Genomic DNA, 16,937 nt, shown 5'->3' with positions numbered 1-16,937 from the left:
CCCCCTATTCAATCATTTCTAACTGTTCTAATTTAGCTATCAAGGCTTTATCTTCAGTCATTGCCTTCATCTCTGTTATCAGCTGCTGTCTTTTCTCAAATTTCCGGTAAAGCCCGAGCTTCACCTCATAATCCTCCAGCAGTTCGTCAGTCCGTTTAATATTATCATAAACTGCCTGTCTCGACACCTCAAAAGTCTCTGCGATTTCAGATAGTGACTCGTCATCCAGATAATAGCGTTCCAGATAATTGCGCTGTTTATCTGTCAGGAGGCCCTGATAGAAATCAAAGAGATAATTCATACGCATTGTTTTATCTATATTAGCCTGCATGATGATCTTCCGTTGTTTCGACCTCACTGTTCTCAATCATATCTGCAAAAAGACCGTAGACATAGCTTTCCGCATCAAACGGCTGCAGGTCATCCAGCTTCTCACCGAGTCCGACGAATTTAACCGGGATATGCAGTTCATTACGGATGGCGAGAACGATGCCCCCTTTAGCTGTACCATCCAGTTTGGTCAGGACGATACCTGTGACATCTGTCACTTCTTTGAAGGCTTTGGCCTGGACGAGTGCGTTCTGTCCTGTTGTCGCATCGAGTGCCAGGAGCACTTCATGCGGCGCACCTGCTACTGCTTTTGACAATACTTTCTTCACTTTCTCAAGCTCATTCATCAGATTTGCTTTATTCTGCAGACGGCCGGCTGTATCACAGATCAGGATGTCGACGCCTTTGTTCTTGGCCGCATTGATGGCATCATACATGACGGCAGCAGGATCTGAGCCTTCAGATTGCTTGACCACTTCCACACCGACACGGTCTCCCCAGATCTGCAGCTGTTCAATCGCCCCTGCACGGAATGTATCCCCGGCAGCGAGCATCACTGTCTTGCCTTGCTGGCGGTAGCGATGCGCGAGTTTACCGATTGTGGTCGTTTTGCCGACCCCGTTGACACCGACCATCAGGATGACCGTCAGTTCACCTTCCTGAATGTTCATCGCCTGCAGTTCATCGTCTTCCTGCTCATAGATTTCGACGATTTTCTCGACAATCACTTCTCTCAGGTCGGCAGTCTCAGTGATATTGCGACGCTTCGCTTCGAATCTTAAAGATTCAACCAGCTCCATCACCGTATTGAAGCCGACATCGGCCTGAATCAGCATCTCTTCCAATGCTTCGAAGAAATCCTCGTCAACTGTACGGTAATGTGCGAGCAGATCATTCAGTCTGTTCTGGAAGTTTTCACGCGATTTCTCGAGCCCCTGACGGAACTTCGCACCAATCTGCTGTGCTTCAAGTTCCTCAAACTCTTCGATGGACATCAGGTCATCATCATCAAAGTCGAATGTCCAGTCGTTGTTTTTCTTTACCGGTGGCTCCACTTGTCTTTCAGTAAGAGGAGGCGCCTGTTCATCTTCCAGCGGTTCTAACGGCAGTTCCTCGCGCGGTTCTTCTGTCGGCGCAAATCTATCTCTTAGTCGTTTGAAAAAACTCATTTTGTAAGCTCCTTTATCTCATTATGGTTTAATTCATTTAAATCTACACTGACCATCTGCGTAATGCCTGAATTCTGCATGGTCACACCGTAAAGTCTGTCTGCTGCTTCCATTGTACCTTTTCTGTGCGTAATCACAATGAATTGTGTATCGCGGCTCAGCGATTTCACGTAACGGCCGAAGCGCAGGACATTCGCCTCGTCCAGTGCCGCTTCGACTTCGTCCAGTATCACAAACGGTGCTGTTCTGACCTTCAGTATGGCAAAGAGCAGTGCGACGGCAGTCAGCGCACGCTCACCGCCAGATAAGAGAGTCAGATGCTGACGTTTCTTACCCGGCGGCTCCACTATGATGTCCAGCCCCGCTGTCAGGACATCAGCGGAATTCAGTTTAATTTCACCGTTTCCACCGCCAAACAGTTCACTGAAAACTTGGGCAAAATTTGACTGAACCTGGGTGAAGGTGTCATTGAATCTGGCCGTCACTTCCTCATCCATCTCTGTCATAATCGTCTCCAGCGTCGCTTTCGCTGACAGCAGGTCTGTCTGCTGTTCGGACAGGAAGTCATAACGTGCCTTGACATCCTTGTACTGCTGGATGGCATGCGGATTGACAGGTCCAAGCTCCTCAATGGCCAGTTTCGTCAGTTTGACCCGCTTCCGCGCAGCATCGATATCTGCCGGCTCAGCATAGAGGCTCTCTGCTGCTTCAAAGGTCATATGATAGTCTTCCATCAGGTGATAGATCAGCGATTCCAGCTGGACATCAATCCGTGAATACTGTCCTTTCATCTCACCGATGCCATTCTCCAGATTATTCAGCTGACGCATCAGTTCATGATAGTTCTCCTGCTGTTCTTTCATATCGGCTGTCACTTCTTCCGCGACTGCCTTATCCTGCTCAAACTGCTGTGTCACTGCTGACAATCTTTCTTCACTCTGCTTGATGTCTGACTTGAGCGCAGCTATTTGCTCCTCGATATTCTCAATCTCTTCTACTGCTTCTAAGTCTGACAGGGCAGATTTCACCTGCTGCAGCCGCTCATCATTCGTCAGCTGCTTATCCTGCTGATACTTCAGCCGCTCTTCCAGCATGACTTTTCTTTGCCGGATATCACCGAGTGCTTGACTGACCTCTTTTTCGATGGAACGTGCGTCTGTCTGCAGCAGCTGATAATCAGCAATCTGCTGCTCTATTCTTTTCAACTGATCATCACTTTCTGCCATCGAGGCGTTTAGACGCTCATAATTTTGGTCGTATTCGTTCTTCTGTCTGAGCCGTTCATCATGCTGCTGATGGATGGCTTTTAAGGTATAGAGACGCGATTGAAGTTCATCGCGCTGCATCTTAAGCGTACGTTCCTCTTCTGCCAGGTCTTCACCTGCACGCTGCAGCTTCTGAGCTTCAAAGTCAGCGTCAGTGATCTCTGTTTTCAGGCCGTTATACTCATCCTCAAGTGCTGACAGCTGCTGCTGGTAAGTGGTGAGCTGGGCAGTCACCTGCTCCAGTTCTTCTTTCTGTCTGAGAAGAACTGACGGCTGATTCACACTTCCGCCTGTCATCGAGCCGCCTGGATTGACGATATCACCGTCCAGCGTCACGATACGGAACTTATAGTTCGTCTGTCTGGCGATCGTGTTGGCCGCATCAAGATTCTCAGCCACAGCCACCAGTCCCGTCAGATTACGCACGATCGAGGTATATTGCGGTGCAGCGGTAATCAGATCAGCAAGCTGACCGATGTAGCCGTCTATCTGCTGCATGCTGAGACGTATACTCTCTGCCATTACTTTCGCCTGAATGGTTGTCAGGGGCAGAAAAGTCGCACGCCCGCCTTTTCGCTTCTTCAGGAACTGGATAGCTGCGCGTGCGCTTTTTTCGTCTTCAGCCACAATACTCTGAAGCTGGCCGCCGAGCGCGATATCCAGTGCGGTCTGATATTTTGAGTCGATATCAATCAGTTCAGCGACCGCCCCGTGGATGCCGTCGAGCTTTTCTCGCAGCACCACTCTTACACCGTGGTAGTAGCCCTGGTATTCAGACTGCATCGCTGTCAGACTCTGCTGTTTGGACTTCAGCTGGTCGAGGTAACGATGACCCTGACGCAGCTGCTCATCCAGTTCACGGTAACGCGTCTGCTTCCTCTGGATATCAGCCAGACATTCCTTATAAGCGGTCCGCTTGGCTGTCAGTTCTGTTTCCAGCTTGCCGAGTTTATCTTCAAAAGCTGCCTGCTCTTTCACTATGTGCTGATAGTCCTGATGATCTGCTTGATTCTCAGTGAAATAGCGCTCTAAAGCTGCCAGTTCCTTTTCAATATACTTCAACTCATTTCTCGCAGCTGTCTGGTCACTCAGCACCTGATAATACTGGTCGCGGGCTGATTCAATCAGCGCGGCAATATCACCGTCCAGTTCAGACAGCTTCTTCTCAGCGAGCCGTTCTTCCTGCCGCACTTCTGCCAGCTCTTCTTTCAGGGTAGCTGTCACGTCAGCTTGTTCTTCTGCCAGCTGCTGCAGGGTTTTCAGTTCTGCCTCCAGCTTCTGCAGCTCTTTCTGCTGTCTGGCCTCTGCTTGTGACTGGTTGTCCTGTTTTTCGTACAGGACAGAGAGCCGGCCCTGCTGACGTTCCAGTCGGGTGGACAGTTCCAGCCGCTCCCGATTAAGGCGCTCCTGATTATCAGCGAGTGCAGCCTGTCTCTCACTCAGATGGCCGAGTGCTATCTCAAGCTTGTCAGCCCGCTCTTTTTTGATCAGAATCATATCCTTGAATTCTTTGATCTCGGTTTCCAGACGGGCATAGTCTGATTTCAGCGCCTTGATATCAGTCACGGTCACCTGAATATCCGCTTCAGTCATCTCCTGTGTCAGTGCCTGGTGTTCCTCTGCCACAGCTGACTCAATGGCCAGTGGTTCTACCCGCGCCTCGAGGTCGAAGATGATATCGCTGACACGTGACAGATTGAGCATCGTCTCATCGAGCTTAGAAGCTGTCTCTTTCTTACGTTTCTTATATTTGAGGACACCCGCCGCTTCTTCTATCATATGGCGTCTCTCTTCTGGTTTCGCATTCAATATCTCATCGACTTTCCCCTGGGATATCATACTGAAGGATTCCTTCCCGAGGCCGGTGTCAAGAAAGAGTTCGGTAATATCTTTCAGCCTGCTTTTGGTCTGATTGATGAAATACTCACTCTCACCGGAACGATAGAGTCTTCTTGTGATGTTCAGCTGGTCAGCTGCATCGATCATGTGCTCGCTATTGTCCAGCTTAAGTGTCACCTCTGCATAGTTCAGCGCCTGACGTTTCTCTGTGCCGGAGAAGATGACATCCTCCATCCGGGCCCCGCGCAGACTCTTCGCCGACTGTTCACCGAGCACCCAGCGGATAGCGTCTGTGATATTGCTCTTCCCTGAGCCGTTCGGACCGATAATAGCGGTCAGGCCCTGATCAAACTCTACTTTCGTCTTATCGGCAAATGATTTAAAACCATATGCTTCGACTGCCTTTAAATAAACCATTCTATTCTCCTAACTGCACGGACTCCAGCGCGATTCTCGCCGCCTGCTGCTCTGATTCTTTCTTCGTACGCCCTGTACCGACACCGATGACATCGGTATCTGACAGCACTTCGGACGTGAATTCCTTGAAATGTGCAGGCCCTGTCTCATTGACAAGACGGTAGGTGATCTGTCCCCGGCCTCTTTTGTGCATATACTCCTGCAGATACGTCTTGAAGTCGATGGTGCCTGTCAGCAGTTCGTCCACGATATAAGGGAAGATGGCTTTTTCAGCGAAGAGGACAGCCGCATCAAATCCAAGGTCAAGATACAGCGCCCCGATAAAGGCTTCAAATACATCCGCGATCAGTGAAGGGCGTGTTCTGCCGCCTGTCTTCTCTTCACCTTTACCAAGCAGAATCAAGTCGGCAAACTGCTGGTGCGAGGCAAATGTCACAAGTGATGGTTCACAGACGATGGCCGCCCGTAATTTAGTCAGCTGTCCTTCAGACATGTCGCTATGTTCTCGGTAGAGATACTGAGAAACCACCAATTCTAACACCGCGTCCCCTAGAAACTCCAGGCGCTCATTATCCATGATTTTGTTAAGCTTGAAGTCATTGATAAAACTTGAATGTGAGAAAGCCTGTTCATAAAGCTGTCTGTTGACAGGCTGAATAGAAAGCTCTTCCATTTTACGATCTAATTTCTGATGAAACTGATTTAAGATTGTCTGTTTGCGGTTCATTGATTGCCTCCTTAACGTTATCTCTCCTATTTTACGTTATATATGGACGAAAAAAAAGGAAAAGTGGCCTCATCTGAGACCACTTCTCTTATTTTTCTAAAGATTCGATGTAGTTCACTGCGTCACCAACTGTGTTGATTTTTTCAGCTTCTTCATCAGGAATCTCCATACCGAATTCATCTTCAAGTTCCATCACGAGTTCAGCGATGTCTAAAGAGTCAGCACCTAAATCATCTTTAAAAGATGCTTCCGGTGTCACTTTGTCAGCGTCTACGCCTAAACGGTCGACGATGATATCTTTTACTTTGTCGAAATTTGCCATTGTTTTCACCTCCTTGAAATGTTAATTCATGAACATGCCGCCATTGACGTGAATGGTCTGGCCTGTAATATATTTTGCCTTATCAGACGCCAAAAAGCTAGCTGCGTGCGCAACATCTGCCACGTCACCGAATCTGCCGAGGGGAATCTGTGCTTTCATACCGTTCTGCAGTTCCTCACTCAGCTGATCGGTCATATCAGAGACGATAAAGCCTGGCGCAATCGCGTTGACCGTGATATTGCGTGAGGCGAGTTCTCTGGCGAATGTCTTGGTCAGCCCTTCGACACCGGCTTTAGCTGCGACATAATTGGCCTGTCCGGCATTACCGATTGAACCGACAATGCTCGAGACATTGATGATCGTGCCTGTGCGCTGCTTCAGCAGTTGACGTGTTACACTCTGCACCACGTTGAAGACACCTGTCAGGTTCGTATCTATGACATCCTGCCACTCCTCTTCTTTCATACGCATCATCAGATTGTCACGCGTAATCCCGGCATTATTGACGATGACATCAATAGAACCGAATGTCTCGATGGCGGACTTGATCATGTCCTGTACTTCTGATTTCTGCGCGACATTGGCCTGTATGGCCACCGCTTTCTGTCCGCGCCGCTCAATTTCTTTCACTACTTCTTCTGCCTTATCCTGACTGCCGGCATAGTTGACCACAATGTCAAAACCGTCTTCGGCCAGCTGCAAGGCAATCGCACGGCCGATACCGCGAGATGCGCCTGTTACGAGTGCTGTTGCCATTCATCATTCCACCCTTCTAAATCTTCTAAAGTTTCAATCGATGTGATCGTGACATCACGGCTGATTTTCTTCACGAGGCCGCCTAATACTTTGCCCGGCCCTATCTCAACGAATTCAGTGACCCCTAATTCGATGAGATTCTGCACCGACTGTTCAAAGCGGACAGGTGAATAGAGCTGCTCTATCAGCTGACGTTTAATGGTCGCTGCATCTGTCTCAGGCGCAGCAGACACATTCTGGACGACAGGCACTTCAGCATCCCGGAATTCAAATCCTTCAATAAATTCACTGAACTCCGCTGCGATGACTTTCATCATAGAGGAATGAAAGGGGCCTGAGACGTTAAGCGGCAACACTCTTTTTGCGCCGAGTGCCTTCCCGTTCTTGACGAGTTCATCAATTTTAGACTGATGGCCGGAAACCACGATCTGTCCTGGGCAATTGATGTTCGCAGGCTCGATGACGGCCTCTTCTGTCGACAGCTTCTGACAGAGTGCTTCAACCTCTGCGATCTGCAGGCCGAGAACAGCCGCCATTGCGCCGACCCCTTTCGGAAATGCCGATGCCATCAACTGACCGCGTTTGGCCACAATCCGGACTGCATCCTCTGCACGGATGACGCCGCTTGCTACAAGGGCAGCATATTCACCGAGACTATGACCGATCGTATAATCGAAATCAGCGTTAAAACGTTCAAGCAGGGCAGCACTATGACTGACGATGGCCGGCTGAGTATACTCGGTTAAACCAAGCTTCTCTTCATCGCGGGCCATGATAGCCACCATGTCGAAATCCAGCTGTCCTGTCAATGCGGTCACGGCATCTTTCAGGTCGCTCGCCATCCCTAACTTCTGTGAACCCTGCCCAGGAAACATCAGTACACGTTTAGTCATGTGAGACCTCTTTTCTCATCGCCTCGACAACGCCTTCTTGCACAGAATCTTTTGCCTGACGCAGTGCGTTATAAAATGCACGGCCGTCTGAAGAACCATGTGCCTTGATCACGATACCATTCAGTCCGAACAGGACAGCGCCGCCGTACTCTGCATAATCCATCTTGCCCTTAAGGTTTTGCAGGTCTTTATTCAGGACGCCTGCAGCCAGCTTATTCTTCACGTTCTTCGTCAGCTCCTGCTTCAGCATCTTGAAGATACCGGTCGCTGTCCCCTCCAGTGTCTTCAGGACCATATTGCCGGTAAAGCCATCTGTCACCACCACATCAGCGGCAGAGAGAAGAAGCGTCTTAGACTCCACATTCCCTGTGAAGTTGATGGTGTCCTGCTCTGATAGCAATTTAAAGGTCTCGCGTGTCAGTGCGTTTCCTTTCTTATCTTCCGTTCCGATATTCAGCAGGCCGACAGTCGGCTTCGCAATTTTACGAATCGACTTGGCATAGATGGAGCCCATCTGCGCATATTGCGACAGATGTTCGGGTTTCGCATCAGCATTTGCGCCCATATCCAGCAGAATAAATCCCTTATCATCGATAGTGGGCAGCGTCAGCGCAAGTGCCGGCCGTTCCACGCCTGGCAATCGGCCGACGATAAAGAGTCCGGCAGACATCAGTGCGCCGGTGTTACCCGCCGACACACAGGCATCAGCCTCACCGTATTTCACGGCTTCAGCCATACGGACCATCGAAGCATCTTTCTTGCGGCGGATGGAGCGAACCGGTTCATCCTCCATCGTAATCACTTCTGTGCAGTGCTGAAAAGTCACACGCTCATGTTGAAATGCATATTTCTCATCACCGAACAACAGAATTTCTACATCCGGTTCTTTGTCAAGCATCTGCTTGACGCCTTCTATTACTATATCAGGGGCATTGTCGCCGCCCATCAAGTCTACCGCTATTTTAATCATCACTCTTCTCCTTTACCAAAGTAATACATGACAAACTTGCCTGTGAATACCCGCTGCTGCTGCACCGAGCTCTCCACTTCAATGGTTGCACGTTTTTTACGTTTTTCCTTCACTACCGCTTTGGTGACAACACGGTCACCGAGTTTAACCGGCTTGATGAACTTGACCTCACTTGAGGCGGTCAATGCCAGTTCATCATCAATTAATGCCACACACAGTGAATTGGCCTGGGCAAAAAGAATATGTCCTCTGGCGATCTGATTACGGTGGAAGACGTGTTCCTCCTGAATATCAAGGATTGAAATCGCTACTTTATCCAGCTGCAGCTCAATAATCTCACCGATGACTTCATCCAGTGGCAGTGCCTTGACTTCATCATGATGCTGCACTGCGACACCTCTGATTCGTTCACGCAGTTCCGGAATGTTCTGTTCGAGCCTGTCCAGGCGAATCGTCTGAATACTGACTCCAAATGCTTCACTTAAATCTTCATCTGTCAAAAATGGATTGTCTCGAAGTTTTGACACAAGCTGATTCTGACGCTCTATTTTAGTCATTCTTTTCATACTAGGACATCCTTTTAGTAGTTGGTCTTAATTAGTCTATCATAACTTACGCTATTTTGTTAAACAATAACTGAAAAAAGCTCCTGAAAAGGAGCTTAAGCTGATGTCACGATGCGTGCTTTCACGATCATGCGCTTTTCAAATAGTAATGTATCCGGATTATAGCTGTCGCAGGTGATGAGCGTGAGCTCCTGCGGTTTGCCTTTATGCTCTTTCAGCACGTCGACTTGCGAAGGATTAACATCAAAAATATCATAGATCTTATAGTTCTTCTCACCGTCACGAGTCAGAATCGTCACGATATCCCCTTTCTTCGCTCGATCCAGATAGTTGAAACGGATACCGGCACCCTCAACGCGGTGACCTGCAATCGCGACATTCTGCTCACTGAGCTGCTCGCCCTTCTCGACGAGCGTGACACCGTTTTTCAAATTCACTTGTGTGGCCGGCCCTTTTAATAAGGGCTCATTGATATCTGCAGCCGGGATCTTCAGATAGCCGAGCATATCTTCTGTCAGCTTCAGTTTCTCCGGCTCTGTTTTTGTGATCCATTTCTCCAGGTCATTGACTTCCGGAGAGGCTTCATTCTTTTCATAGGCCTGGATGATCTTGTCGTTCACCTGGTCCGTGACCAGCGCACGTATATCCTGCCAGAAAAACATGACAACAGCTGCCGCAATCAACAGCAATCCTAAAATCCTGTAAAAAATTCTCATCATTCATCTCCTAGTCCATTTCAAGTGTAGTGACTTCGAGCAGCATTCTTTTCTTCAGCCAGACATTCTCTGGGTCATCAATCTTACCACTTAATATTATTTCACTTGCCTCGTCACGAGCCACTTCGAGCATCCGATAATCTTCCACAATATTCGCGACTTTGAAGTCCGGCAGACCACTTTGTTTTACACCGAAGAAGTCGCCTGGACCCCGCATTTCGAGGTCTTTCTCTGACAACAGGAAACCATCTGTTGTCTGACACATGATCTGCATCCGCTCTATGCCTGTTTCAGTAGAGGGGTTACTGATCAAGATGCAGTAACTCTGGTGCGAGCTCCGTCCGACACGTCCGCGCAACTGATGCAGCGTTGACAGGCCGAACCTTTCTGCATCTATTATGATCATCATCGTCGCATTGGGGACGTTCACCCCTACTTCAACGACGGTCGTTGACACCAGGACATCCAGTTCATGACGGCTGAACTGAGCCATGACAGCATCTTTTTCTTCTGAAGACATCCGACCATGAAGGAGGCCGACGCGCTCGCCGAAATGTCCTTTGAAGGTCTCATAAATTTCAACCGCATTCTGCACGTCCAGTTTCTCAGACGCTTCAATCAACGGACAGATGACATACGCCTGACGTCCCTTGGCAATCTCCTGTTTCGTTTGGGCAAGGACAGTCTCCATCTCCTCATGACGGGCCCAGGATGTCTCAATCGGTTTCCGGCCTTTCGGCAGCTCCTTGATCGTTGAGACATCCATCTCCCCGAATACAGAGATAGCAAGCGTCCGCGGGATAGGTGTCGCTGTCATGAAAAGGACGTTGGCGTCATCGCCTTTCTCCCGCAGCCGCTTACGCTGATTGACCCCGAAGCGATGCTGCTCATCCGTAATGACCAGCCCCAGACGATGGAAAATGACTTCGTCCTGTATTAAGGCGTGGGTCCCGACAATGACATCTATTTCACCCGCTGCCAACTGTTCGAGCAGGATCCGTCGTCTTTTCCCTTTGACGGAACTCGTCAGAAGCGCCACGCGTGCCCGGTCACCGTAAAGACCAGCGAGACTTTCTGCATGCTGTTCCGCCAGAATCTCAGTCGGTACCATGAGCGCACTCTGATAACCAGCTGTCAGCAGTGCATACATGGCGATGGCTGCGACAACCGTCTTACCCGAGCCCACATCTCCCTGCAGAAGGCGGTTCATACGCATCGGCAGTTTAATATCGCGAAAAATTTCATTGACCACTTTTTTCTGGGCCTCTGTCAATTCAAAGGGCAGCGTTTCAATAAAAGCTCTGACTGCCTGAATATCATAATCAATGCTGACAGCTAGCCCCGCCGCATGTTCTGTCTGATTCAGCATACGCATTTTCAGCTGAAAGAGGAACAGCTCACAGAACGCAAATGTCCGCTTCGCCTGCTTCAGCGCCTGATAATCCTCAGGAAAATGCAGGGTCAGAAGAGATTCTTTCAAGTCCCAGAGCTTATACTTCTCCATCAGATAGGCCGGTATCATCGGTGTGATATCCGTCGCCTGAAAAGCCTGGCCGACAAACTTCTGAAACTGCTTAGGTTTCACCAGCCCTTTCAGGCTGTACTGCGGGACAAGTGCGTTCTCACTTGATGCGGCTGCCTTGCTGAACTTCGTCCCTTGGATTATCTGCTTCGTTCGCTGCCATTTCCCTGTGACTGTCGCAGTGTCCCCTATATTGATCTGATGTTTAATATACGGCTGATTAAAATATTCTACTCGGATCGCCACCCCGTCCACCAGCATATGAAACATGATTTTAGACTTACTGCGCCCAAAATAGCTGACACGCGGCGTACTATAGATTTCACCTGTCACCGTGATTTTTTCTCCGTCTGCTGCCTCATTGATATTGATAACCGTTTCATCTTCATAGCGGTAAGGCAGATGCATAATAATATCGCTCATCGTAAAAAGTCCTAAGTCATTGAGCTTTAGGACTGTCTGCGGACCGATTCCTTTAAGATCTGTCAGCGGTCGTTCTGTTTCAATCAGATGTTGTTTAGTCATGCCATCCCTCTTTATACAACCTAATCCTTAACATAGTCTTTATATTAAGTCCATTATGACATAATCAGCGTGAACAGTCTAAAGGGATCCACTGATGGTTCAGCCTAGCCAGTTCTGGCTGATGATGAAAAGTACGATGATAGTGGTAAGAGTGGCCGCAATCAAAGCATAGTAAGTACTCTTATCCTCCTGCATGATGAACCTCCCATTTAATGTATAATTAAATGGTAACATATATTTTTTGCAAAAAAAGTAAAAAGCCGTTTCCGAGGAAACAGCTTTTCGATATTTCATTACTCAACAGCAAAGATAAAACTATAGATAGGTTGCTGACCTTGATGAACTTCTACTTCCACATCTTCATACTGCGCTTCAATGTAATCAGTTAAGGCATTGACCTGTGTTTCGTCTGTTTCTTCTCCGGCGATAATGGTGACAATTTCACTGTCCTCATCAATCATCGTCTTGAGGAGCTCCTCGCAGACTTTGGTCTGGTCAAAGTCCGACACTGTTATCTTACTTTCAAAGAGACCCATATAGGCACCTTTTGCGATATCCACGCCTTCGATTGAAGTGTCACGGACAGCATATGTGACTGAACCTGATTTCACATGACTGATCGCCTCTACCATCGCTGCCTTGTTCTCTTCCAGTTCAGCTTCCGGTGTATAGCTGAGCAATGCGGACAGACCTTGCGGGATGGTTTTAGTCGGAATCACGACCACCGGAATATCCACGACACTCGCAGCCTGTTCAGCCGCCATAATGATGTTTTTATTGTTCGGCAGAATAATCGCTTCTTTACATTGAGATGATTCAATGACTTTGACAATATCCTCTGTTGAAGGATTCATCGTCTGGCCGCCACTGATGACATGTGTCGCACCGATCGATTCAAAGAGCTGCGTGATCCCCTCACCCATGGAGATCGTGATCACGGCCTTGTCTACGACCTTCGCCTGCTGCTTGATGCCGCGTTTACGCAGTACTTCACGATGCTGTTCACGCATATTTTCAACTTTGATCTTAATGATCTCGCCGTACTGACTACCATAAGTCAGCGCTTCACCCGGTGTTTCAGAGTGGACGTGTGTCTTAACGATCTCATCATCAGAGATAACGAGTAGTGAATCGCCGAACTGCGCCATATCATTTCTGAACTCATCTTCGTCAAATGGCTTCATACCTGACTTAAAACGCACCATGAATTCCGTACAGAAGCCAGGAACGATATCTTCAGTTTTAACCACATCACCGAAATCGTGATCGTCATTGATGAAATTCTCATCCATTTTCACGTTGACGGGTTCAGCGATTTTTTCACCTTTCATGACTGCTAAGAACCCTTCGTAAACATAAACAAGACCCTGTCCGCCGCTATCGACAACGCCTACTTCCTTCAGGACAGGTAACAGGTCAGGTGTCCGTTTGAGTGAGGCATTCCCCGCTTCCACAATCGCCTCCATCACCACGATGACGTCGTCTGTCGATTTAGCGATTTCAGTGGCGTGTTCACTTGCCTCTCTCGCGACTGTCAGAATCGTCCCTTCAACCGGCTTCATCACTGCCTTATATGCTGTCTTAACACCGGAATCGAAGGCCTTCGCAAACTTTTTCGCATCGATATCCTCACATGATTCGATTGATTTTGAGAAGCCGCGGAACAGTTGAGATAAAATAACGCCTGAATTACCGCGTGCACCCATCAGTAATCCTTTAGAGAAGGCTTTCCCTACATTGCCGATATGGGCCTCGATATGTTCTTTTGTCTCTTTTGCACCTGAAGACATTGACAGATTCATATTGGTTCCTGTGTCACCATCCGGTACCGGAAAAACATTCAGAGAATCCACATACTCTGCATTTTGTGATAAGTTATTTGCCCCTGCAGCAATCATTTCAGCAAATAGCTTGCCATCGATTTTGTTCATTAATAAGATCCTCCCTATTCTTCCTCATCCAGTTGAATGACACGTACGCCCTGGATATATATGTTCACTGAGTTCACTTTGAGATTGAGTGTTTTTTCTAGCGTATATTTGACGACTGATTGTACATTATTGGCAATCTCAGAGATCTTCGTACCATATGCGACAATAATGTACATATCTACAGCGAGTGTACCTTCATGCTGCGTGACGATGACGCCTTTAGAATAATTATCCCGTCTTAGGATGTCAGCGATATTATCTCTTACTTGATGCTTACTGGCCATCCCGATGATTCCGTAACATTCAACAGCAGCGCCACCAGCAATCGTTGCGATGACATCATTTGAAATATCAATACTGCCGTATTCATTGTTGATTTCTAAAGTCATAAGGAACCTCCTCATTTAATTGATTCATCATGTTATTATAAGCAATAAACGGCTTCATATACAAGTATTGTGGCAAAAATGAACACGTAACGGAGAAAACTGACGTTAAAATCATTGCAATGCAATAAATATTGTGTTAAATTACTATGGTGTGGAAAGATAAGTGTATCTCTATATGTCATTAAAGGAGGAAATAACATGGCTAAAGTATGTCACGTTACAGGTCGTAAAGCTGTGACGGGTAATAACCGTTCACACGCTATGAATGCGAACAAACGTCGCTGGAACGCTAACTTACAAAAAGTTAGAATCCTTGTCGATGGTAAACCTAAACGTGTATGGGTCTCAGCTCGTGCACTTAAATCAGGTAAAGTCACTCGCGTTTAATGCATATATAGATACAAAAAAAGACCTTTGTGTGGAAGGTCTTTTTTTTATGCATCTTTACTCTGAATCATATAAACCATGCCATTCTCCACTATCACTTGCGCCCGGTCCGTCACAAATTCATTGGACACCGTCCGAGTGGTCCCCATTTCCAGCTGTGTACGCGGTAAAGTGTACTTCAGATCCTCAATCGTCAGAAAGACACCTGCTTCAACCGGAATAAAGGAGATATAGGTCATATCCTGGTAACGCTGGATAATATGAGTCCCTGTCGGCAGCACCTGAATCACATTGACATCATCGACCATAAAGAATTCGCTGGCAGATAACATCACTTCCTTGTTCAACAGTGTCTGCAGGTTGCCGAGAAAATGATCCATTCTGCCGCCTGTCGCGCCGTGGATAAAGACGCGGTCATAGTCGAGCGTAAGCGTATACTGAATCCCCACCTCAAGATCGGTCTCATTCTTTTCAGACGGCAGCACATCTATATCCAGCTCGGCCTGCAAAGTGCTGAGCTCATCGTCTGTCAGTGAATCGAAATCCCCGAATGCCGCGATCGGTCTGATGCCTGCTTGAACCAGCATCAGTGCACCGTAATCAATGCCGATCCAGTCTTCATTTTTCAGCTCCTCCAATGTGCGCCTGTTGAAGTTGTGTGCTGTACATAATAGATGTAAGTCCAATATTATTCACCTCTTAAAATAGATGTCGGTGTCTGATAATCTTCATGGCCGAAGAAATACGAGCCGGCTACCAGCACATCCGCCCCAGCCTGCCGGCAGACTGCTGCCGTCTGTTCATTGACCCCGCCATCCACTTCTATTTCAAAGTCCAGCCGATGCTGCATCCGGTAGTCTGCGAGAAACTGGATTTTATCGGCCATACTGCTGATAAATGACTGGCCGCCGAATCCCGGGTTGACCGTCATCACCAGCACAAGGTCGACCTCCTGCAGCACCGGCAGCAGCTGCTCGACACTCGTACCTGGATTCAGCGTAACCCCCGCTTTTTTACCCGTCTGTTTAATCTGCTGAATCGCCCGGTGGATATGACGAGTCGCTTCAATATGAACCGTGATGATATCACTGCCCGCTTCAGCAAAAGCCTCTATATAGCGTTCCGGCTCTTCTATCATCAGGTGGCTGTCAATCGTCAGCTCCGTTATTTCCCTCAGCTGCGCTAAAATAGGCAGACCGAAGGAGATATTAGGGACAAAACGGCCATCCATGACATCAAAATGCAGGTAGTCGACACCTGCTTCTTCCAGCCGTCTGACTTCCTCTTTCAGTTCAGTGAAGTCACAGGACAGTAAACTAGGTGCTATTTTCATCAGTATCTCACCTTTCTCGTTTCAATTTCATTCATCATCTGCAGATAATGGTCATAGCGGGACTGAAGGATAGACTCACCTACTTGGGCCTTCACCGCACATTTAGGTTCATTGACATGCAGACATTCGCGGTACTTGCAGTCGTCAGCCGCAGCCACAAACTCAGGAAAGCAGTTCTTGAGCATATACTTGTCGATATGGGCATAATCAAGGGAGCTGAAGCCCGGTGTATCCGCAATATAGCCCTGACTGGTCTTGATGAGCTCGACATGACGCGTCGTATGCTTACCGCGGTTCAGCGCGTTCGAGATCACACCCGTCTCCAGATTGGATTCCGGCCGCACCGCATTGATCAGAGATGATTTACCGACGCCTGACTGACCACTCAGCACATTGATACCCGGCACCAGCATGTGAAGCATCGCTGACTGATCCTCCAGGTTCGAAATCAGATAGGTCTTATAGCCGATAGACTGATAGTAATCCAGCCTGCTCTGAATAAAGGCTTCCTCGGCTGGTGACAGCAGATCTTGCTTCGTCACTATCAGGCTCGGTGTAATATCGTAACTTTCAACGATGACCAGAAATTTATCAATCAGATTAAGACTGAATGCCGGTTCCTTTGCGCTCATGACAACCAGGACCTGGTCGATATTTGCTACCGGTGGCCGGACAAGCTCATTTTGTCGCGGCAGAAGTTCTGTGATATAGCCTTCCACTTCATTTTCAATCTGAAATTTCACTCTATCTCCGACCAGCGGGGAAAGACCTTTCTTCCTGAAGACGCCTCTCGCCCGGCACTGGAAGCTTTCTCCTTCGCTTTCGACATAATAAAATCCACTTAACGCTTTATAGATTAATCCTTCTCTCACTAAGTCAC

At 48.0% G+C, this 16,937-nt stretch carries 17 protein-coding genes; 1 reads left to right on the top strand and 16 read right to left on the bottom strand.

Annotation, left to right across the window (positions count from 1 at the left end; translation table 11 throughout):
- Positions 1-4: 4 nt before the first annotated feature.
- The 13 genes from QSV55_RS04880 to QSV55_RS04820 form a co-directional block, all read right to left on the bottom strand.
- Entirely contained in the window at positions 5-331 is a 327-nt protein-coding gene (locus QSV55_RS04880; RefSeq protein WP_434784205.1) for a putative DNA-binding protein, read from the bottom strand.
- Complete coding sequence (gene ftsY / locus QSV55_RS04875) at positions 321-1,499, bottom strand: signal recognition particle-docking protein FtsY (protein ID WP_289650919.1); 1,179 nt, start codon at positions 1,497-1,499, stop codon at positions 321-323. Before ftsY ends, QSV55_RS04880 begins: the two co-directional genes overlap by 11 nt.
- Complete coding sequence (gene smc, locus QSV55_RS04870) at positions 1,496-5,020, bottom strand: chromosome segregation protein SMC (protein ID WP_289650918.1); 3,525 nt, start codon at positions 5,018-5,020, stop codon at positions 1,496-1,498. The genes ftsY and smc overlap by 4 nt, the downstream gene beginning before the upstream one ends.
- 1 nt (position 5,021) lies before the next feature.
- Entirely contained in the window at positions 5,022-5,747 is a 726-nt protein-coding gene (rnc, locus tag QSV55_RS04865) for a ribonuclease III (protein WP_289650917.1), read from the bottom strand.
- 88 nt (positions 5,748-5,835) lie between these two features.
- A complete protein-coding gene (locus QSV55_RS04860; protein ID WP_133430970.1) occupies positions 5,836-6,069 on the bottom strand; it encodes an acyl carrier protein in 234 nt (77 codons plus the stop codon).
- Positions 6,070-6,090: 21 nt separating this feature from the next.
- Positions 6,091-6,825 carry a 3-oxoacyl-[acyl-carrier-protein] reductase gene (gene fabG / locus QSV55_RS04855; RefSeq protein ID WP_289650916.1) on the bottom strand — a complete coding sequence of 245 codons (735 nt, stop codon included), beginning with the start codon at positions 6,823-6,825 and terminating at the stop codon, positions 6,091-6,093.
- Complete coding sequence (gene fabD / locus QSV55_RS04850; protein ID WP_289650915.1) at positions 6,807-7,718, bottom strand: ACP S-malonyltransferase; 912 nt, start codon at positions 7,716-7,718, stop codon at positions 6,807-6,809. The genes fabG and fabD overlap by 19 nt, the downstream gene beginning before the upstream one ends.
- Positions 7,711-8,688, bottom strand: coding sequence for a phosphate acyltransferase PlsX (plsX, locus tag QSV55_RS04845; protein ID WP_289650914.1), 978 nt, complete (start codon positions 8,686-8,688; stop codon positions 7,711-7,713). The genes fabD and plsX overlap by 8 nt, the downstream gene beginning before the upstream one ends.
- Positions 8,688-9,254: a transcription factor FapR gene (fapR, locus tag QSV55_RS04840; protein WP_289650913.1), complete on the bottom strand. Its 567-nt coding sequence runs from the start codon at positions 9,252-9,254 to the stop codon at positions 8,688-8,690. Before fapR ends, plsX begins: the two co-directional genes overlap by 1 nt.
- A gap of 95 nt (positions 9,255-9,349) precedes the next feature.
- The gene (locus QSV55_RS04835; protein WP_289650912.1) at positions 9,350-9,970 is read right to left on the bottom strand and encodes a class A sortase; all 621 of its coding nucleotides are present in this window, start codon (positions 9,968-9,970) and stop codon (positions 9,350-9,352) included.
- A 10-nt stretch (positions 9,971-9,980) separates the two neighbouring features.
- On the bottom strand, positions 9,981-12,017 hold the full coding sequence (recG, locus tag QSV55_RS04830; protein WP_289650911.1) for an ATP-dependent DNA helicase RecG: 2,037 nt from the start codon (positions 12,015-12,017) through the stop codon (positions 9,981-9,983).
- Positions 12,018-12,310: 293 nt separating this feature from the next.
- A complete protein-coding gene (locus QSV55_RS04825; RefSeq protein WP_289650910.1) occupies positions 12,311-13,948 on the bottom strand; it encodes a DAK2 domain-containing protein in 1,638 nt (545 codons plus the stop codon).
- Between the two features lie 14 nt (positions 13,949-13,962).
- Complete coding sequence (locus QSV55_RS04820; protein WP_133451976.1) at positions 13,963-14,337, bottom strand: Asp23/Gls24 family envelope stress response protein; 375 nt, start codon at positions 14,335-14,337, stop codon at positions 13,963-13,965.
- Positions 14,338-14,535: 198 nt separating this feature from the next.
- On the opposite strand from QSV55_RS04820, the gene rpmB reads away from it, so the two are divergent.
- Positions 14,536-14,724, top strand: a complete 189-nt coding sequence (gene rpmB / locus QSV55_RS04815) for a 50S ribosomal protein L28 (RefSeq protein WP_133451977.1) — start codon at positions 14,536-14,538, stop codon at positions 14,722-14,724.
- 47 nt (positions 14,725-14,771) lie between these two features.
- Here rpmB and QSV55_RS04810 read toward each other — a convergent pair whose 3' ends face one another.
- Genes QSV55_RS04810 through rsgA form a run of 3 tightly spaced genes read right to left on the bottom strand, consistent with a single transcriptional unit; the run spans position 14,772 to position 16,929 of the window.
- Positions 14,772-15,410, bottom strand: coding sequence for a thiamine diphosphokinase (locus QSV55_RS04810; RefSeq protein ID WP_289650909.1), 639 nt, complete (start codon positions 15,408-15,410; stop codon positions 14,772-14,774).
- Between the two features lie 2 nt (positions 15,411-15,412).
- Positions 15,413-16,060, bottom strand: coding sequence for a ribulose-phosphate 3-epimerase (gene rpe, locus QSV55_RS04805; protein WP_289651050.1), 648 nt, complete (start codon positions 16,058-16,060; stop codon positions 15,413-15,415).
- Entirely contained in the window at positions 16,057-16,929 is an 873-nt protein-coding gene (gene rsgA, locus QSV55_RS04800) for a ribosome small subunit-dependent GTPase A (RefSeq protein WP_289650908.1), read from the bottom strand. The genes rpe and rsgA overlap by 4 nt, the downstream gene beginning before the upstream one ends.
- Between the last annotated feature and the right edge of the window lie 8 nt (positions 16,930-16,937).

The sequence above is a fragment of the Macrococcus bovicus genome (assembly GCF_030376725.1).
Lineage (GTDB): Bacteria > Bacillota > Bacilli > Staphylococcales > Staphylococcaceae > Macrococcus > Macrococcus bovicus.
This window is presented reverse-complemented; position numbering and strand designations above follow the sequence as displayed.